At 67.8% G+C, this 19,116-nt stretch carries 17 protein-coding genes and 1 pseudogene; 2 read left to right on the forward strand and 16 right to left on the reverse strand.

Going from position 1 to position 19,116, the window contains the following annotated elements; all coding sequences use genetic code 11:
* Positions 1-33 precede the first annotated feature (33 nt).
* From KCTC_RS07515 to KCTC_RS07555, 9 genes and pseudogenes are all read right to left on the reverse strand, one after another.
* The gene (locus KCTC_RS07515; protein WP_125568240.1) at positions 34-219 is read right to left on the reverse strand and encodes a DUF3073 domain-containing protein; all 186 of its coding nucleotides are present in this window, start codon (positions 217-219) and stop codon (positions 34-36) included.
* Between the two features lie 128 nt (positions 220-347).
* A complete protein-coding gene (purM, locus tag KCTC_RS07520) occupies positions 348-1,403 on the reverse strand; it encodes a phosphoribosylformylglycinamidine cyclo-ligase (protein WP_125568242.1) in 1,056 nt (351 codons plus the stop codon).
* Between the two features lie 10 nt (positions 1,404-1,413).
* Positions 1,414-2,856, reverse strand: a pseudogene (purF, locus tag KCTC_RS07525) (amidophosphoribosyltransferase); the annotation flags it as partial.
* A gap of 84 nt (positions 2,857-2,940) precedes the next feature.
* The gene (locus KCTC_RS07530) at positions 2,941-4,275 is read right to left on the reverse strand and encodes a dipeptidase (protein ID WP_125568246.1); all 1,335 of its coding nucleotides are present in this window, start codon (positions 4,273-4,275) and stop codon (positions 2,941-2,943) included.
* A 131-nt stretch (positions 4,276-4,406) separates the two neighbouring features.
* Positions 4,407-4,742 (reverse strand): sterol carrier family protein, encoded by a 336-nt coding sequence (locus KCTC_RS07535; protein ID WP_164512525.1) that lies wholly within the window; start codon positions 4,740-4,742, stop codon positions 4,407-4,409.
* Entirely contained in the window at positions 4,739-7,030 is a 2,292-nt protein-coding gene (gene purL, locus KCTC_RS07540) for a phosphoribosylformylglycinamidine synthase subunit PurL (protein ID WP_231998633.1), read from the reverse strand. Before purL ends, KCTC_RS07535 begins: the two co-directional genes overlap by 4 nt.
* 59 nt (positions 7,031-7,089) lie before the next feature.
* On the reverse strand, positions 7,090-8,346 hold the full coding sequence (locus KCTC_RS07545; RefSeq protein WP_125568248.1) for a flagellar basal body-associated FliL family protein: 1,257 nt from the start codon (positions 8,344-8,346) through the stop codon (positions 7,090-7,092).
* Between the two features lie 18 nt (positions 8,347-8,364).
* The gene (locus KCTC_RS07550; protein ID WP_125568250.1) at positions 8,365-8,799 is read right to left on the reverse strand and encodes a hypothetical protein; all 435 of its coding nucleotides are present in this window, start codon (positions 8,797-8,799) and stop codon (positions 8,365-8,367) included.
* Positions 8,800-8,880: 81 nt separating this feature from the next.
* On the reverse strand, positions 8,881-9,450 hold the full coding sequence (locus KCTC_RS07555; RefSeq protein WP_231998634.1) for a TetR/AcrR family transcriptional regulator: 570 nt from the start codon (positions 9,448-9,450) through the stop codon (positions 8,881-8,883).
* A 135-nt stretch (positions 9,451-9,585) separates the two neighbouring features.
* Between KCTC_RS07555 and KCTC_RS07560 the strand changes: the two genes are divergently transcribed.
* Positions 9,586-11,013, forward strand: a complete 1,428-nt coding sequence (locus KCTC_RS07560) for an MFS transporter (RefSeq protein ID WP_125568252.1) — start codon at positions 9,586-9,588, stop codon at positions 11,011-11,013.
* A gap of 137 nt (positions 11,014-11,150) precedes the next feature.
* Positions 11,151-12,554: a glycoside hydrolase domain-containing protein gene (locus KCTC_RS07565; protein ID WP_125568254.1), complete on the forward strand. Its 1,404-nt coding sequence runs from the start codon at positions 11,151-11,153 to the stop codon at positions 12,552-12,554.
* On the opposite strand, the gene purQ is transcribed toward KCTC_RS07565, so the two are convergent.
* From purQ to KCTC_RS07600, 7 genes are all read right to left on the reverse strand, one after another.
* The gene (purQ, locus tag KCTC_RS07570) at positions 12,551-13,219 is read right to left on the reverse strand and encodes a phosphoribosylformylglycinamidine synthase subunit PurQ (protein WP_125568256.1); all 669 of its coding nucleotides are present in this window, start codon (positions 13,217-13,219) and stop codon (positions 12,551-12,553) included. The genes KCTC_RS07565 and purQ overlap by 4 nt on opposite strands.
* Positions 13,219-13,461 carry a phosphoribosylformylglycinamidine synthase subunit PurS gene (purS, locus tag KCTC_RS07575; protein WP_125568258.1) on the reverse strand — a complete coding sequence of 81 codons (243 nt, stop codon included), beginning with the start codon at positions 13,459-13,461 and terminating at the stop codon, positions 13,219-13,221. The genes purQ and purS overlap by 1 nt, the downstream gene beginning before the upstream one ends.
* Positions 13,462-13,580: 119 nt before the next feature.
* Positions 13,581-15,146, reverse strand: coding sequence for a long-chain-fatty-acid--CoA ligase (locus KCTC_RS07580; protein WP_125568260.1), 1,566 nt, complete (start codon positions 15,144-15,146; stop codon positions 13,581-13,583).
* 66 nt (positions 15,147-15,212) lie between these two features.
* On the reverse strand, positions 15,213-15,938 hold the full coding sequence (locus KCTC_RS07585) for a TetR/AcrR family transcriptional regulator (protein WP_125568262.1): 726 nt from the start codon (positions 15,936-15,938) through the stop codon (positions 15,213-15,215).
* Positions 15,939-15,947: 9 nt separating this feature from the next.
* The gene (locus KCTC_RS07590) at positions 15,948-17,627 is read right to left on the reverse strand and encodes an aldehyde dehydrogenase family protein (RefSeq protein ID WP_125568264.1); all 1,680 of its coding nucleotides are present in this window, start codon (positions 17,625-17,627) and stop codon (positions 15,948-15,950) included.
* Between the two features lie 77 nt (positions 17,628-17,704).
* Entirely contained in the window at positions 17,705-18,592 is an 888-nt protein-coding gene (locus KCTC_RS07595; RefSeq protein WP_125568266.1) for a phosphoribosylaminoimidazolesuccinocarboxamide synthase, read from the reverse strand.
* A gap of 32 nt (positions 18,593-18,624) precedes the next feature.
* A complete protein-coding gene (locus KCTC_RS07600; protein WP_125568268.1) occupies positions 18,625-19,098 on the reverse strand; it encodes a hypothetical protein in 474 nt (157 codons plus the stop codon).
* Between the last annotated feature and the right edge of the window lie 18 nt (positions 19,099-19,116).

Genomic DNA, 19,116 nt, shown 5'->3' on the forward strand with positions numbered 1-19,116 from the left:
CGAGCAGTGGCGCGCGTCACGCGCCGAGTTGGCTCAAGATCGGTAGTCGGCCCATTTGTCGTCGACACCAGTTTCGTCGAGGTCGTCATCGACCTCGGACGACGCACCCTCGCTGCCGTGAAGCTCACGGGCGAGCGCACCGAAATCGGTGTCGAGCGTCTGGTACTTGAGGTCGCGAGCGACCTTCGTCTGCTTGGCTTTCTGACGGCCGCGACCCATGGCAGCACTCTCCCGCGCCTGGCCGGGATGCAATCCCGGACTTACTCAAAAGGTTTTCGTGGTACCCAAACTACCGGCTCGAGCAAGCATCCCGCACACGGGTCTCGCTTGTCGGCGTCAGCGGACTGTCAGACCCAGCCCTGATAGGTGCCAGAGAGGTTCACGACACCGCCCGGCGTGTCGGTCACGCGACCCGCGACCCAGGCCGAGATGCCGTACCGACCCAGCGCAGCGATCGCCGCGTCGACATCGTCGCCCGGCAGCAGCGCGACCATGCCGACGCCGCAATTGAGGGTCATCTCGAGGTCCGCGAGCGCGACGTCGCCGGTCTTGCGGACGAGGTCGAAGATCGGCTGCGGAGCCCACGTCGAGCGATCGATCTCGACACCGACCGTCTTCGGGAGGACGCGCTCCAGGTTGGCTGCCAGGCCCCCGCCGGTGACGTGCGACAGGGCATGGATGCCGGTCGTACGCGCCAATTCCAGCGACGGCTTGGTGTAGAGGCGGGTCGGGACGAGCAACTCCTCGCCGAGCGTGTGACCGAGCTCGTCGATGTGCCTGTCGAGCGGTATGCCCGCGTTGTTGAGCAGCACGTGCCTGACCAACGAGTACCCGTTGGAGTGCAGGCCGCTGGCGGCCATCGCGAGGACAACGTCTCCGGCACGGACCTTGTCCGGGCCCAACATCGCATCGGCCTCGACGACGCCGGTAGTGGCGCCAGCGACGTCGTACTCACCGGCCTTGAGCAGCCCCGGATGCTCGGCGATCTCGCCGCCGACCAGGGCCACACCGGCCTCGGCGCAGGCGTTGGCGATGCCGGTGACGATCGAGGTGATGACCTCGGGCACGACCTTGCCGGTCGCAATGTAGTCAGTCATGAAGAGCGGCTCGGCGCCACAGACGACGAGGTCATCGACCACCATGCCGACCAGATCGAATCCGATCGTGTCGTGGATGTCCATCGCCTGCGCGATCGCGACCTTCGTGCCGACACCATCGGTCGAGGTCGCCAGAACCGGCTTGTCGAAACGCTTGAGGGCGCTCGCGTCGAACAGACCGGCGAAACCGCCCAACCCCCCAATGACCTCCGGCCGCTTCGTCTTCGCCACGGCGCCCTTGAACATCTCGATCGCCGCATCGGCGGCGTGGATGTCGACACCGGCAGCGGCGTACGCGTTGGTCATCAAGGCTCCGTTACGGGTTGTTGAGGACAGGCAAGGCCTTGCCCTCTGTCGGGGACGTCAGGGTCATCTCGAGCAGGTGCTTGCCGAGCTGGCTCGACTCAGGCAGTTCGATCGGGTACTCGCCGGTGAAGCAAGCCTTGCAGAGCGACTCGGTCGGCTGATGGGTGGCGCCGACCATGCCCTCGAGCGTGATGTAGCCCAGGGAGTCGGCCCCGATCGAGCGGGCGATCTCGTCAATGGCCATGCCATTGGCGATCAGTTCGGCGCGGGTCGCGAAGTCGATGCCGTAGAAGCACGGCCACGTGACCGGCGGGCTCGAGATGCGTACGTGCACCTCGGCAGCACCGGCCTCGCGCAGCATCTTGATCTGCGCCTTCTGGGTGTTGCCGCGGACGATCGAGTCGTCGATCACGACGATCCGCTTGCCCTTGACCACGTGCTCCAGCGCGTTGAGCTTGAGCCGGATGCCGAGCTGACGCAGCGTCTGCGAGGGCTGGATGAAGGTCCGGCCGACGTACGCGTTCTTCACGAAGCCCTGCGCGTACGGAATCCCCGACTGCTCGGCGTAGCCGGTCGCCGCCGGGATGCCCGACTCCGGGACTCCGATGACGACGTCGGCGTCGACGGGGTGCTCGTACGCGAGCTGGCGGCCCATCTCGACGCGTGCCTCGTGCACGTTGCGGCCGGCGATGGTCGCGTCCGGGCGGGCGAGGTAGACGTACTCGAACACGCACCCCTTGGCGCGCGGCTGGGCGAACTTCGTGCTGCGGAGTCCGTTCTCGTTGATCGCGATCAACTCGCCCGGCTCGACCTCGCGGACCACGGTGGCGCCGATGGTCGCAAGTGCCGCGTCCTCGGATGCCACGACCCAACCGCTGGCGAGCCGGCCGAGCACGAGCGGCCGGATGCCCTCGGGGTCGCGCGCGGCGTACAGCGTGTCCTCGGTCATCCAGACCAGCGAGTACGCGCCCTTGATCATCGGGAGCAGCTCCATCGCACGGGTCTCGGCGTCGGAGTCCGGGTGGTACGCGAGCAGCTCGGTGAGCAGGCTGGTGTCGTTGGTGGAGACCGGCGTGTGCCGACCCTCGGCATGCGCCGGGAGCTGGGTGGCCCACTCACGGAGTTCGGGGACGTCCACCAGGTTGCCGTTGTGGGCCAGTGCGACGCTGCCCTCCTGGGTCGGGCAGAAGATCGGCTGGGCGTTCTCCCAGACACTCGCACCGGTGGTGGAGTAGCGGGCGTGGCCGATCGCGAGGTGGCCGCTGAGGGTGTCGAGCGTGGCCTCGTCGAAGACCTGGCTGACCAGACCCATGTCCTTGTAGACCAGGATCTGCCGACCGTTGCTGACCGCGATGCCGGCGCTCTCCTGGCCGCGGTGCTGAAGGGCGTAGAGACCGAAGTAGGTCAACTTCGATACGTCTTCACCTGGGGCCCATACTCCGAAGACGCCGCACACGTGGGTGAGTCTAGTTGGCGGTGCCGCACCGGGGAGATTCGCGGAACGAAATCGGTCGCTCGGACGACCGGATTCGTGCCGTCACAGAGCCCCGAGACGCTGCAGAAGCAGCGCATGAGCGGTCACGACCCGCTCGAACTCAGCCAGGTGCAGACCTTCGTTCGGTCCGTGGGCGCGCGTGTCAGGGTCCTCGACACCCGTCACCAGCACGCTCGCCTGCGGGAAGGTGTCCAGGAACTCCGCAATGAAGGGGATCGAGCCGCCGACACCCATGTCGACCGGCTGCGTACCGTCCCAGGCCTCGGCGAAGGCCGCCCGGGCCATGTCGTACGCCGGGCCGTCGGCCGGGATCGCGATCGGCTCACCGGTGTCGACCACCGTCGTGGAGACATGCGCACCGAACGGAGTGTGTTCCTCGAGGTGCTCCAGGAGCCGCGCCACCGCGTTCTCGCCGCTGTCGCCGGGTGCGATGCGTACCGTCACGCGAGCTCGTGCGGTCGGGATCAGGGTGTTGGAGGCGCCCGCAACCTTGGGGGCGTCGAAGCCGGTGATGCTGATCGCCGGCTTGGTCCACAACCGCTCCACCATGGGGCCGTCGCCGACCCACGAGACGCCGTCGAGGATCCCGGACTCGGCGCGCAGCCGGTCCTCGGGATAGTCCACGTCGGCGGCCGGACCGCCGACAAGCCCCTTGACCGCCGGCGAGCCGTCCTCGGTCCACAGACTGTTGAGCAGTCGGATCATCGCCATGATCGCGTCCGGCGCCAGACCGCCCCACATACCGCTGTGCACGGCGTGGTCGAGGGTCCGGACCTCCACGTCCACGCGGATCAGGCCGCGCAGGCTGGTGGTGAGTGCGGGTACGCCGATGTCCCAGTTGCCGGAGTCGCCGATGACGATCACGTCGGCGCGGAGGCGCTCGACGTTCTGCTCGAGGAGCTGGGGCAGGGTTGCGCTGGCGACTTCCTCCTCGCCCTCGATGAAGAGTCTGACGGTGACGGGAAGGTCGGCACCGAGCGCGCGTACGGCTCCGAGGTGGGTCATGATGCCGGCCTTGTCGTCGGCGGCACCGCGGCCGTAGAGGCGGTCGCCCCGGATGGTCGGCTCGAACGGCGGGCTGTCCCAGTCGGCCGGGTCGTTCTCGGGCTGCACGTCGTGGTGCGCGTACAGAAGCACCGTCGGGGCTCCCTCAGGACCCTTCTTCTCCCCCATGACCGCCGGGGGGGCGCCATCGAACGCACGGACGATGTCGACGTCGAAACCCTCGGCCCGGAACAGGTCAGCGGTCTTCTGCGCGCTGACCTCGACCTGGTCGAGCCGGTCCGGATCCGCGCTCACCGACTGGATCCTGACGAGGTCCTTGAGGTCCTCCAGAATCGCGGGCATGAGGTCGTGAACGGTCGCCTTCAGATCCATGTGACGAACCTATCCCCGCGACCTTGACGCTTCACAAATTGGACGTCAAAGGACCTGCCGCATCGGGGCGGCTCCTGAGGTGTTCTGGCGACGCACCCGGTACGTCGTACGGACACACGAATGAGGAGACCTCACGAGAGCGGCAGGTACGTGGAGAGGTCCGTACGCTCCCCGCTGGCGCGAACCTTCCCGGAGGCCACCGCGTCGGCCCAGGGGAGCGCGCCCGAGGCGGTCGCGATCCAGGTGTCCGGGTCCATCTCGATGACGGCCGGCGGCGTTCCGCGGGTGTGGCGTACGCCCTCGATGCACTGGATCGCCGCGTACGGCGGGATCCGGACCTCGACGGACTTCCCGGGTGCTCGGGACTCGAGCACAGCGAGGTAGTGCTTGGTCAGCGCGCGACGATCGGCCGCCTCGACCGCAGCCGCCAGCGCGACCGGGTCGAGAGGTTGAAGCCGACGGCTCACAGGTGACCGAAGATCGCCTCGCGTACGGGGACGGTCTCACCGAGCGCGTTCGGGAGGGTGCCGCGCCACGCCTCGGCGACCTCGGCGATCGGCAGCTCGAACTCGCCCTCGACGATGATCGACGAGCCGCCGGTCGTGCCGAGCTTCGCCACCGGGACACCGAACTTCGCCGCCAGAGCCTCGAGGTCGGCCTCACGTCCAGCAGCGACGGTCACGATCGCGCGAGCGGTCGACTCCGAGAAGAGGCCGAGGAACGCGTCTCCCTGAAGCGAGACGGATACGCCGACACCGTTGCGGATGGACGACTCGACGAGCGCGTGGGAGAGGCCGCCGTCCGACAGGTCGTGCGCCGCCGTCAGGAGCCCGACGCCTTCGACCAGCACCTCCGCAAGTGCCTGCTCCGCCGCCAGATCCACCTTCGGCGGCAGACCACCGAGGTGGCGGTGCACGACGTGGGCCCACTCCGACCCGGAGAGTTCCTCGCGGGTCTCGCCGAGCAGGAAGACGGTCTCACCCGCGGCGACGAAGGCCGACGGGGTACGACGGGTGACGTCCTGGATGACGCCGAGGACGGCGACCACCGGCGTCGGCAGGATGGCGGTGTCACCGGTCTGGTTGTAGAGCGACACGTTGCCGCCGGTGACCGGCGTACCGAGGACCGCGCAGGCGTCCTTGAGGCCGCGGCAGGCTTCCGCGAACTGCCACATCACCGCCGGGTCCTCCGGCGAGCCGAAGTTCAGGCAGTCCGAGACGGCGAGGGGACGCGCTCCACCAGTGGCGACGTTGCGGTACGACTCCACCAGCGCGAGCTGCGCGCCGGCGTACGGGTCGAGCTTGGCGAACCGTCCGTTGCAGTCGGTCGAGATCGAGACGCCGAGGTTCGTGTCCTCGTCGACCCGGACCATGCCCGAGTCGCTGCCGGCCGAGAGGACGGTGTTGCCGCGTACGTAGTTGTCGTACTGCTGCGTGATCCAGGTCTTGTCGCACAGGTTCGGCGAGGCGGCCAGCGTGATCACGGTCTCCCGGAGCTCGGCACCGGTCGTGGGACGGGTGAGCTTCTCGGCTCCGTCGGCCTGCAGGGTGTCCTGCCAGTCCGGTCGGGCGTACGGCCGGTTGTAGACCGGACCTTCGTGCGCGACCGTGCCCGGCGGAACGTCGACGACGGTCTCGCCGTGCCAGTCGATGACGAGACGGCCGGTTTCGGTGACCTCACCGATGACCGCGGCCTCGACATCCCACTTCGCACACACCGCAAGGAAGGCAGCGACGTGCTCCGGCTCGACGACGGCCATCATCCGCTCCTGCGACTCGCTCATGAGGATCTCCTCGGGCGAGAGCGTGGAGTCGCGCAGCGGCACCTTGTCGAGGTGGACGTACATGCCGCCGTCACCGGCCGACGCGAGCTCGGAGGTGGCGCAGGAGAGGCCAGCGCCACCGAGGTCCTGGATGCCGTTGACCAGACGCTTGGCGAAGAGCTCGAGGGTGCACTCGATCAGGAGCTTCTCCATGAACGGGTCGCCGACCTGGACAGCCGGGCGCTTGGCCGGACCGTCGGCGTCGAAGGTCTCGGACGCAAGGATCGAGACACCGCCGATGCCGTCGCCGCCGGTACGTGCGCCGTACAGGATCACCTGGTTGCCCTCACCGGACGCCTTCGCGAGGTGCAGGTCCTCGTGCTTGAGGACGCCGACGCAGAGAGCGTTGACCAGCGGGTTGCCGAGGTAGGTCTCGTCGAAGACGGCCTCGCCGCCGATGTTCGGCAGGCCGAGGCAGTTGCCGTAGCCACCGACGCCCGCGACGATGCCGGGCAGGACGCGATGGGTGTCCTCGGCATCCAGCGGGCCGAAGCGCAGCGGGTCCATCACCGCGACCGGGCGAGCACCCATCGCGATGATGTCGCGGACGATGCCACCGATACCGGTCGCCGCGCCCTGGTAGGGCTCGACGTACGACGGGTGGTTGTGGGACTCGACCTTGAAGCTGACGGCGTAGCCCTGACCGATGTCGAGCACGCCCGCGTTCTCGCCGATGCCGGCGAGCATCTTGCCCGCCGACGTCTCCTGGGCCAGCTCACCGAACTGCTTGAGGTGCACCTTCGAGGACTTGTACGAGCAGTGCTCGGACCACATCACCGAATACATCGCGAGCTCGGCACCGGTGGGCCGGCGACCGAGGATCTCGCGGATCCTGGCGTACTCGTCCTCCTTGAGGCCGAGCTCCGCCCACGGCTGCGAGCGATCGGGGTCGGAAGAGGCAACGGAGACGGTGTCCAGCTGGGCCTGAGTCACGCCCCTCAATCTACCCGGGGAAGCCCGCGGAACAGCCTTCGCGACCAGCCCCCGGTCCCCTAGGAGGTGGACCCTGACGTACCCGAATCCGACATCGAGGCATTGAACCGCGACGTGAGGTACGAGACCGCCGCCTTCTGCAGTGCGGTCGCGTGGGCAGAGAGCGCGGCAACTGCATTCACGTAGGTCGCGACCGGGTCCAGTTGGTACCCGCCGTTGACACTCTTGAGCATGAGCACGACGCCGTTGAACCCCGCCGCCGAGGCAATCTCCGCGGGCACGCACTGCGGGCCGTTGTCGCTGACCATGCACTTGTCCTTGAACACCTTGGTCGTGGTCCTCCCCGACGAATCCGTCGAACTGAAGGTCCCGCCTGTGAACGTGGCCGCCGTTTCGCCGTTGCGCGGAGCGGTCGTCACCTGGAGGCTGGTGACGCCGACCGAGTCGCCGGACCGTCCGCCCTTGTTCGCCTCGTAGTCGAAGAAGGCACCGAACGGGTAGAGCCCGCGGACCTCGTCCTGGGGCAGGTTGGCCAACAGTTGACTGAGGCTGTGGGCGTTGGCCGCTGTCACGAAGTTCTGCACCACACCGTTGGCGTCCGCACCGACGATCGGCTGAGGCGGATTGGCGTACTTGCTCCAATCGACGGCAGGCACGTTCGCATCACTCTTCTTCGCCTGCTGGTAACCCATGTTCGCGATCGTCGCGAAGAGGGAGACGTACCAGCCGCCGTCGTGCTTGACCACGATGATGTCGCGCGAGGGCAGGTTCGCCCGGTCGAAGAGGTCGACGATGTTGCCCCGGCGCTCGAAGGTCGGCTGCGGCGGCGCGCTCGGCATGCCCTCTGCCATCGAACTCGGCACTGACTTCATCAACGCTGCATAGGCCTTCTTCAGATCGACCTTCAGGTCGTACGTGCCACCCGTGATCGTCACGCCCGAGACACCGTTGGCCAGACTCGTCGTGGCGTAGGTGACGCCCCTGATGTTGAGGTTGACCGCGTTCAGGACATCGGCCCCGTTCCCGCCAGCGCGGCCGAGACTGGCCTTCGCGCTGTCAGCAAGGTTGGTGAGTCCGCCGACCTCGCCCGGATCGATGGCCGAGGCGAGCGCAACCACGTCGTGGCTCTGCAAGGCGCTGACGACCGTACCGACCGCGGCCTCCGGGCTCTTGGCACCGCCGCTCTTCCCGAAAAGCTGCCAGGCTGCGAATCCACCCGCGGCGAGCGCGATCACGGTGACGATCGCAGCGATCAGGACGAAGCGCTTCCGCGACGAAGGACGCGGGCCATCGACGGGTGGATGTTCGGCAATCATGTGAGCGGCCCCCTCGGACTAGGAGGCGGACTCTATCGGCCGACGGCGGATCACGAGGAAGAACCCGTCGATCACGACGCCCGTCGCCGCAGCGACGACGCCGGCCATCGCCAGCCAGGCGCCCGGCCCGAAGGCGGAACCCTCACCCTTCCCGAGACCCGCGATCAGCGCGATGGCCGTACACACTCCGCCTGCGGCCACAGCGATGCGGACCCATGCGACAAGGCGATTGCGCCACGCGCAGAGAGCCCCCAGAGCCGCCCCGAGGACAGGCACGGCGGTGATGGCCATGACGTTGCCGGGCGACACGTGCGCCTCGTGAGCGCGGGCGAGACGCACCACGTCGGCCAGACTGGACGATGCGAGCGTCCCGTGCGTCCGCCAGGTCACGAAGTCGACCATGAGCCAGGAGACGCCGGCGACGGCGTACGCGAGCGTTCGAGCAGCGAACATCCGTGCCTCCGACCGTCGCAGCAACATGTGAGCGCGGTCATCACACCACATCGGGTTCGTGGCGGCCGTCGACGGCGAGGGTCACGCCTCGAGGAAGCCGTCGGCCAGGACGGTGATCAGCGGCTCGACGGCCTCTGCGTTCAACTCGCTCTGATCCGCCACCGCGGCCACGCCACCGACGACCCGGCACATCTGCATCGCATCGACAGTCGGCCGGATCGAGTCCAGCCCGGCAATGACGCGCTCGTTCGCGTGGAGATAGGTCGTGCACTTCGTCGCGTACGCCGACCCCGGGTCGCCCAGCGACGCGGTGATCCGCGCGGCCGCGCCCTTGTGAGCGGTCAGCAGCGATACGTACGTCCGCAGCCAGTTGAGCAACCGTTCGCGGTCGTCGAAGCTGGAGGCCAGCGCTTCATCGGCTCGGGCGTTGACGGTCTCGGCCCAGGCCTGGATCGCGGCGTCGTACAGCTCGTCCTTGGTGGCGAAGTGTCGGTAGAGGGTGCCCGGGCCCACGCCGGCGCGCTTGGCGACCTCGTCCATCGAGGTGGCGTCGAGGCCCTTCTCCCGGATGAGCTCGCGAGCGGCGTCGATGATGCGGCTGCGGTTGCGTTGTGCGTCGGCGCGGAGGGGCTTGTCCGTCGTGATGGTCACTGCGGCTCACCCTTTCTACGATGTCGACTTGCTAAACGGAGACTGTCTCCGTATAGTTCATGGAACCGGAGCCCGTCTCCACATAAGTCTACGTACTTCTCTCCAAAACTCCAGTCCACAGAATGAGGACACACCATGACCTCGCTTCTCGCCGAGAGCCGTAGCGTGCGCACCCAAGCCGCTACTGCGTACCGGTCTCACAACTACGGCATTTACATCGTGCTGCTGGCCCAACTCATGCTCGTACTCGACTCTGCCGTGATGAACGTCGGGCTCCCCCACATCCAGGCCGACCTGCACATGTCGACCGGCGGACTCTCCTGGGTCCTTAACGGGTACGCCCTCACCTTCGGCGGCCTGCTGCTCCTCGGCGGTCGCCTCGGCGATGTCTTCGGACGCCTCCGGGTGTTCTGGTGGGGCCTGGCCGCCTTCACGCTCTTCTCGCTCGTCGGCGGCCTCGCGCCGAATGCCGAGATGCTGATCGCAGCTCGCGCGCTGCAGGGTGCCGGCGCCGCGATCGCGGCCCCGTCCGTACTCGCCCTGCTCACCACGAGTGCTCCCAATGAGCACGCCCGCAACCGCGCGTTGTCGCAGTTCACGGCGGTCTCCGCCGGTGGTGCCGGCCTGGGCCTCCTGCTCGGCGGCGCCCTGACCGACCTGGCGTCGTGGCGCTGGACGCTCTTCATCAACATCCCGATCGGCCTCGCCGTGCTGGCCACCGTCCGTCGCTACGTCACCGAGACACCGCGCCGCCCGGGCAAGTTCGACTTCATCGGGGCGCTCACCGCGACCGGCGGTGCCGCCACGGTCGTCTGGACCGTCATCAAGGCCCAGGATTACGGCTGGGCCTCAGCCCACACGATCGGCGGCTTCGTCCTCGCGGCGCTGCTCTTCACGATCCTCGGTTACACCGAGAGCCGCCACCCGCACCCGCTGCTCCGGCTCAGCCTCCTCAAGGACCGCCGCCGGGTCGCAGCCTTGGTCACCATGTCCGGTGCGTACGGCTCGATGATGGCGATCTTCTTCCTCCTCGTGCTGTTCTTCGAGGGCACGCTGAAGTTCGGTCCGATGACCGCTGGCCTGGCGTTCCTGCCGATGCCGGTGACGATCTTCGTACTCTCGAGGATCGTGCCGAAGCTCGTCGAGCGGTACGGCCAGACCCCGCTGATCCTCATCGGTGCTGCGGGACGCGTCCTGTCCTTCGCTCTGCTGCTCGGCCTGCACGACACCACGAACTACTGGGGCGTCGTTGGTCCGCTGTGGATCATGGCGATCGCCTCCGGCCTGAGCTTCATGCCGCTGACCTCGCTGGCGCTCAAGGGTGTGGAGCCGGAGCATGCCGGGGCCGCCTCCGGACTGCTCCAGACGATGCAGCAGCTCGGTGGCGCGATCGGCTTCGCCGTGATCGCCTCGGTGTACGCGACCTTCGGCAAGGTGGGCGACTTCACCGCCGGCGGTCACCCGGGCTTCATCGCGGCACTGGTGATCGGCTTGATCTCGCTGGCCAGCGCGCTGACCCTGATCCGTTGGCCGTCGCGTACGCCGGCACTCGCCGTCGACTGATCCACCGCACCCGTGGGGGTCCGAGGCGCCACGATCTGGCCGCCCTCGGGCCCCTTCGGCATGCGGCACTGACAGAAACCCTGTGCGCGCCGTGTGATGAATGAGACTGATGTGACTCATGTGGTTACCCTGTTTCGGTGACCACCGAACTTCGGCACCACGAGCGCGCCAGGCCTACGCTCGTCGTCCTCGTGCTCACACTTGCCCTCATCGCAGCCGGCGCGTACGCGTACGGCCCGCGGATCGCGCGGTCGTTGGGGTGGCTGAGTTCGGCTCAGGCCCCGAACCCGATCACACCCGGCAACTTCACCGGGTACGCCTTCGACCAGTGCAACGCACCCTCGCAGACGGCAATGGACGCCTGGATGAAGTCGAGTCCGTACCTCGGCGTCGGCATCTACATCTCCGGCGCCTCCCGCGGCTGCCTCGCCCAGCCGAACCTGACTGCCGGATGGGTGCGTACGCAGCTCGCCAAGGGCTGGAAGCTGTTGCCGATCACCCTCGGACCGCAAGCTTCCTGCAGCGGACACTTCCCGCGCTATGGCAACGATCCGGTGATCAGCGCCAACTCCACGAACTCCTACGCCACGGCGTACAACCAGGGCGTCCTCGAGGCCCGGCGCGCGGTCACGGCCGCGAGTGCACTCGGCATCGTCAAGGGAAGCACGCTCTTCTACGACCTCGAGTCGTACAACACCGGCATCACCTCGTGCAGGGTCTCGGCGCTGCGCTTCCTCACTGGCTGGGTCAAGTACCTGCAGTCGGTCGGGTACGCCTCAGCTGTCTACTCCAGCGCCTCCTCCGGCATCGCCTCCCTGGCCGACGCCAGCTCCGACAAGTCGTTCGCCATGCCACGACAGGTCTGGATCGCGGACTGGGACGGCGTGCCCGGCACGGCCTCGGAGTACATCAGCGACACCGTGTGGAACCCGCACTCGCGGGTCAAGCAGTACCGCGGCGGTCACAACGAGACCCACGGCGGCGTGACGATCAACGTCGACAACGACTTCATCGACACCGGGCTCGGCTCCGTCGCTCCCGGGGTCGCCCACTGCGCCAGCACCCAGAGCCGGTACGGGGTCAAGGTCGACTTCTCCTCGTACGCGCCGCTGCAACCGTCCTTCCCGGGCCACCCGGTCAACGCCGCTCAGGTCCAGGCGCTGCGCTGCCTGCTCAGCGAACGCGCCGGCTTCACCGGCGGGGTGAGCAGCGCGTACGACCGCACCCTGATCAACGCCGTGAAGACCTGGCAGATCTCGAAGGGCTTCACCCCGAGCGGCAAGTTCACGACGCAGAGCTGGATCGCCCTGTTCGCGTCGAACAGTCATCCGCTGCTCAAGTACGGCAGCGGATCGGAGGAGGTCCGCGACCTCCAGCGTGCCCTCGATGCCGCGGACCCGCGGCTCGGACTGCCGGAGACCGGGGTGGCGCTCGACATGACCGCCACGGCCGTACGCGCCTATCGCGCCAGGCACGGTTTGACGCAGGTCAGCGTCGTGGATCCGGCCCTGTGGGCGTTGCTCGCTGCCGGAAAGGCCTAGGCGAAAGCGCCGGCCGCGAGGCTGGTGAAGAAGCCGAGGCCATCGAGGCCGGAGCCGGTCAGGGCCTCAGTGGCGTGCTCCGGGTGCGGCATCAAGCCGACCACGTTGCCGCGGTCGTTGCGGATGCCGGCGATATCGTTCATCGAGCCGTTCGGGTTCACGTCGAGGTAGCGCGCGACCACGAGGCCCTCGCCCTCGAGGCGCTTGATCGTCTCGTCATCGGCGACGTACTGACCCTCTCCGTTCTTGAGGGGGACGACGATCTCCTGATCCTTCGCGTACGCGGCGGTCCACGGCGTCTCGTTGTTCTCGATCCGCAACTTCTGGTCGCGGCAGATGAAGGTCCGGTGGTCGTTGCGCAGCAGGCCGCCCGGAAGCAGGTGGGACTCGACCAGGATCTGGAAACCGTTGCAGATGCCGAGGACCGGAAGGCCCTTGCCTGCCGCCTCGATGACCTCGGTCATGATCGGCGCGAACCGAGAGATCGCGCCGCAGCGGAGGTAGTCGCCGTACGAGAAGCCGCCGGGCAGTACGACCGCGTCGACGCCCTGGAGGTCGTGGTCGGCGTGCCACAGGGCAACCGCCTCGTGGCCACCGATCCGGACGGCGCGCTGGGCGTCGACGTCGTCAAGCGTCCCCGGGAAGGTGACGACCCCGACGCGCATCAGGCGTCGGTCCGGACGACGAAGTTCTCGATGACCGTGTTGGCCAGGAAGGTCTCAGCGAGCTTCTCGACGTCCGCGAGCACCGCGTCGGTGATCTCGGCAACCTCGAGCTCGAACCGCTTGCCCTGGCGTACGTCTGCGACGCCGGTGAAGCCGAGGCGCGGCAGCGCTCCGAGGACGGCCTTGCCCTGGGGATCCAGGATCTCGGGCTTGGGCATGACGTCGACAACGATGCGCGGCATGGATACATCCTACGGGCGGTGTCCTCGGAGGCCGCCTTCGCGGCCCAGCCGCGAGAGGAGCCGGGCGATCGGCGAAGGTTTCGGCCGCCTGATGACCGAAACCTTCGCCGTTGATCAGGTCAGGAGAGTTCGCGCTTGAGGATCTTGCCCGTGGCGGTCATCGGCAGGGAGTCCACGATCGCGACGATCCGCGGGTACTTGTACGCCGCCATCTGGTCCTTGCTCCAGGCGATGATCTCCTCGGCCGTCGCGGACGCACCCGGCTTGAGGATGACGTGCGCCTTGACCTCCTCGCCGTGCGACTCGTGCGGGACACCGATGACGGCAGCGAGCGAGATCGCCGGATGGGTCAGCAGGACCTCCTCGAGCTCACGCGGGTACACGTTGAAGCCGCCGCGAATGATCATGTCCTTGGCTCGGTCGACGATGTAGTACCAACCCTCGGCGTCGCGCTTGCCGAGGTCGCCGGTGCGGAACCAACCGTCCGGGCTGATCGCCTCCTCGGTGGCTTCGGGGCGCTTGTAGTACCCCTTCATGATGTTGTGACCCTTGATCGCGATCTCGCCGATCGCGTCGTCGGTCCACTCCACCTGCTCCCAGGAGCCCGGCTCGATGAGCGTCATCTCCACACCGGGGACCGGCACGCCAATCGAGCCGACCTTCGGCTCGGTCCCGAGGGTGGAGAAGCTGGCGACCGGCGAGGTCTCGGACAGCCCGTACCCCTCGAGGATGGTCACGCCGAGACGCTTCGCAACCTCGCGGTGCACCTCGACCGGCAGGGCTGCACCGCCGGCGACGGCCACCCGCAGGTTCGACCGCAGCGCCTCGACGTCGACGGACCCGTCGAGGGCGCCGAGCAGTCCCCAGTACATCGTCGGGACACCGCCGAAGAAGGTGACCTTCTCGCGCAGCATCAGTGCGAGCGCCTGCTGGGCGTCGAAGCGCGGCAGCATCACGACGGTGCCGCCGTACAGGAAGGCGCCGTTCTGGATGACGGTCTGGCCGAAGGTGTGGAACAGCGGGAGCACGCAGAGGTACGTGTCCGGCGTGTCGGCATTGGCGCCGAACAGCGGCGTCCCGAGCCGGGTGTTGTCGCGCACGTTGCGGTGGCGGAGCTCGGCGCCCTTCGGGCGGCCGGTCGTGCCTGAGGTGTAGAGGATGACGGCGGTGTCGTCCTCGTCGGTGGCCACCGTGTCGAACGTCATCGGCTGCGACCCGACGGCGTGGCCGAAGGTCGTACGCCCCTCAATCGGGGACGGACCGGCCGGGTCTGCGGTGATGACGAAGAGGTGCTCGCAGCTCGGGGTGGCGAGCACACCCGCGTTGGCCTCAACGCCGATGGCGAGGTCCGGGGTGCCCTCGAAGGCGAAGAGGACCTTCGCGTCCGAGTCCTCGAGGTGGTACGCGACCTCGCGGCCCTTGAGAAGCACGTTGAGCGGCACGGCGACCGCGCCGGCCTTGAGGATGCCGAAGTAGATGATCGTGAAGTACGGCAGGTTCGGGCACATCAAGGCGACCTTGTCGCCGGGCTCCACCCCGCTCGCCACGAGCAGGTTCGCCACCTGGTTGGCGACCGCATTCACGGCCGGGTACGACAGCCGGGTGTCGCCGAAGACGATCGCGGTCCGCTCGGGGAACTTGGCTGCGCTGTCCTCGAGAAGGGACGCGAGGTTGTAGGTCGTCATGCGTGGAACCTTAGTGATCGAAGGCGGCGAGCCGCCTGGGTTGTGATGGCTACGTGCGGTGACGAGTCAGGCGCCGATGCCCTGCTCGCGCCAGATGTGGACGAGCCCTGCGAACGGCTCGTCGGCGTCGATCTCCAGCCCGTACCGGGCCGCCAGATCAAGGGTCTGCTTGAGGATCCAGTGGGACAGCAGGCTGGTCAAGGCTTCTGCGCTGACCAAGTGCTGGTCGTGCAACACCCAGTGCGTGGTGGTTGCTCGGACCTGGCCGATCAGGCCGATGTAGAGGAGCCGCGTCTCAGCGATCTGCCGCTCGTCGAGGATCAGCCCGAACCCGCTCGCGATCAGGGCGTTGAGCGCGGTCAGCTGCTCGGCGAACTCGTTGATCGTCCGCGACAACTCGCTCGGCTCGCCGTCACCGAGTTCCTTCTCCACCAGGACGTGCAGTTTCGGATGCTCGGCGACCCAGCTGACGGTCGCGGCGACGAGGTCGTGCGACAGGGCGCGATAGGTCGTGAGGCTTTCGGTAGCGGAGGAGATCCGCGTGAACGCCCGCGCGACCACGTCGGCCTGCACGGCGCGTACGAGGCCGATCCGGCCGCCGAAATGGCGCTGGACGACCGTACGCACCAGGCCGGAGCTGTCGGCGACGTCCTGCAGGGTCAGTTCGGCGCCGATCGGAAGTTCCTCGACCAGGGCGACCGCGGCGTCGACGATGTGCCGGCGCCGCTGCTCGCGGTGGTCGTCCCAGCGCGCGTTGCGCCCGTCGCGGTCGTCGTTGAGGGCAGCAGTCATGACCGCGGCTCAGCCACGCAGGGCCGGCGGGAACACCTTGAGCGTGTTCCACCAGCTCCGCTTGCCTCCGAAGCGGGCCAGCGCTTCGCCGGACTTCGCGGAGGTCTTGTTCGTAACGAACCACGGCGGCTTCGGGCCCAGAGCCATCTCGCCGTTCGCGACTGACCGCGGGAACGGGCGGAACGGGCCGCGAGCGACCGTCTTCTCCGTGTGCGCGATCAGGTGCGTGTTGTGCACGATGCCGATGCCGGAGCCGACCTTGTCCAAGGTGTGACCCGGGTACGCACCCCAAGCAGCGCCGGGGAGCAGAAACGCGATCCCGCTCCAGACGTTGATGCCGACGGCGCCGTACTTCATCTCCGCGACGATCTCGTCGAAGCGTGCACCCATCGCCTTGATGTCCTTGGAGTCCACGATGATCGAGCCACCGAGGGTGCCGTCAAGGCGCTCGTTCGCGAAGTCCACCGCAGCCTTGAAGAACGTGGAACCGATGCCGGCGAGTTCGGTGACGCCGAGGACCGCGGCGAAGTACTCGCCGTCGTACAACTCGCTCGGCGACTCCTTGTCGAGAGTGACGAGCAGGCAGCTGCCGACCTGCTCGGCGTCGGGGTACGTCGCCTTCGCCCGGTCGATGCTGGCCTGGCCGTTGGGGTACCACGGCGCACGCGGCTGGATGGTGGCCAACACGTTGCGCACCTCGGCGAGGAAGGCATCCTTCTGACCCCAGTCACTGCTGACGATGAGTGCCTGACCGCCGATGCAGTTGTGGCCCGCGTTGTGCATCCGCTGGGTGACCGCGTGCTCGGCCTGGAACCGCAGGTCGGCCTTCGTCCAGTCGCCCGGGATCACGATGATCGGCGAGACACCGCCGAGCTCGGAGGTCATCTCCTTGCCGAGCTTCGGCGTACCTGCCGCCTTGTTCTTCTCGCCCTCCTCGCCCGGGCCCCACACGATCGCATCGTGGGTACGCCCCGAGCCGGTGATGTGGACGTGGCTGATCTGCGGGTGATCGGCCAGGTAGCCGCCGACCTCGGGGCCGCCGTTGACGATGCGCAGGAGGTTGCGCTCGATGAGCGGCGCGAGAGCCTGCTCGTACGCGTCCTTCAGGTGGGCGAAGGTCGGGTTCAGTTTGAGGATGCTGGCGCGGTTGTACGCGACCAGTTCGTACGCGATGTCGAGCGGGCCGATCGAGGAGATGTTGCCGGCGCCGAGGACCAGCCCGACGCCACCGTTCTCGCCGACGTTGCGTGCGTGCAGACCGGCGTCGGCCTTCGCCTGCTCCGGGCCGATGCCCTCCTGCAGCCACACGTCAGCGGTGAAACCACTGAACAACAGGACATCCTTCGGGTTGCCCGGCAGCACGCGGACGGCGGTGCGGCCACCCGCCACCGTGCTGAGCTTGAAGCCGTCGATCGTCGACTTGCCTGCGGCCAGCCGATCGAAGCTGAGTGCGTACTCGGCGAACATCGGACCCGTCGCCGCCGGACCAGACATCCACTCCTCGCCCTCGTAGGAACCGGAGGGGACACTCTTGGCGGCGAAGGCGGCCGCCGCCCACGCGTCAGCAGCCCTGCCGACCGCCGCCTGGGTGAGGCGCATCAGGTCGGCGCGCTCGGTGAGCGACATCCGGGCCCATTCCTGGGCGCCGATGGTGAGGTCGTCGATCGCTTGGTCGAGTTCGCGAGTCATGCCGCCAGAGTACACGGTGCGGAACGCACCGGATACTCCCGAACCGAGAAAATCTGCCGCCCCTTTGGAGCTTTCTACTAAAAGCGCTCACCCGTGAGGCGCTCGTACGCCTCGATGTAACGAGCCCGGGTGCGCTCGATCACCTCGGGAGCAAGGGCCGGCGGCCGCGTACCCGACTTGGGGTCCCAGTTGTCGAGCAGCCAGTTGCGCACGATCTGCTTGTCGTACGAGGGCTGGGTCTGGCCGGGCGTCCACTCGTCCTGGGCCCAGAAGCGTGAGGAGTCCGGGGTCAGCACCTCGTCGGCCAGGACGAGAGCGCCGTCCGCGGAACCGAACTCGAACTTCGTGTCGGCCAGGATGATCCCGCGCTCCTCGGCCAGTTCGCGGGCGCGGCCGTAGATCGTCAGGGTGGCCTCGCGCAGCGCGGCTGCATTCGCCTCGCCCGCGGTCGCGACCACGGCCTCGTACGAGACGTTCTCGTCGTGGTCACCGACAGCGGCCTTCGCGGCGGGGGTGAAGATAGGCTCGGCGAGCCGGCTGCCGTCGATGAGACCGGCGGGAAGGGGTACGCCGCAGACCTCGCCGGTGGCGCGGTAGTCGATGAGACCGGAGCCGGTCAGGTAGCCGCGCGCCACGCACTCGACGGGGTACATCTCGAGTTTGCGGCAGATGACCGCACGGCCCTTGACTGCCTCGGGGACGTCGGTGGAGATGACGTGGTTGGGCGCGATGTCCTTGAGCTGGTCGAACCACCACAACGACATCCGGGTGAGCACCTCACCCTTGTCCGGGATCGTGGAGTCCAGGACGTAGTCGAAGGCGCTGATCCGGTCGCTGGCAACCATCAGCAGGTGCCCGGCGTACTCGCCCTCGTTGATCTCGTACAGGTCGCGGACCTTGCCCGAGTGCAGGTGGGTCGTGCCCGGGATCGCGGGGGCATCGGGGATGTTGAGCTCGTTCGCCACTGGCTCAGCCTACTGACCGCGGCGGCCGGGCCTCACGACATGCACTTGCCGGTCGCGGCGGAGTCCGCGTTCGGGTCTTTGCTGTGGTTGATCTCCTTGCCTGCGAAGGCGAAGTACTCGTAGCTGTTCGGCTCGTTGCGGATCCACAGGTTGGGGCCGGTGTTGCAGTCGAGCATGTGCTCGTCGGCCTTCGAGTCTCCGGTGCAGCCGTGGTACGTGGCCGGGAGAGTCCCGCCGTCGACCCAGACGCTGCTGCAGGCAGGCTTCGGGGCATTGGCATCCGGGATCGTCGGGGTGGCGAACGGCGACGGATTGGCCTCGCCGGTCTGCTGCGGGGCGGTCTTGGTAGCCGTCGGGGTGGGCGTGGGCGTCGGAGTGATCACCGTCGTGGTCGAGTCCGTCGGCAGCGGTGACGTCGTCGCCGCGGCGTTGTTGAGCGGATTCGAACAGGCCGCGAGGGCTCCGAGCGTGAGAACCACAGGCCCCATCAACACCATGCGTCGCATGAGTCGACGGTACCTCGG

The sequence above is a fragment of the Nocardioides baekrokdamisoli genome (assembly GCF_003945325.1).
GTDB lineage: Bacteria > Actinomycetota > Actinomycetes > Propionibacteriales > Nocardioidaceae > Nocardioides > Nocardioides baekrokdamisoli.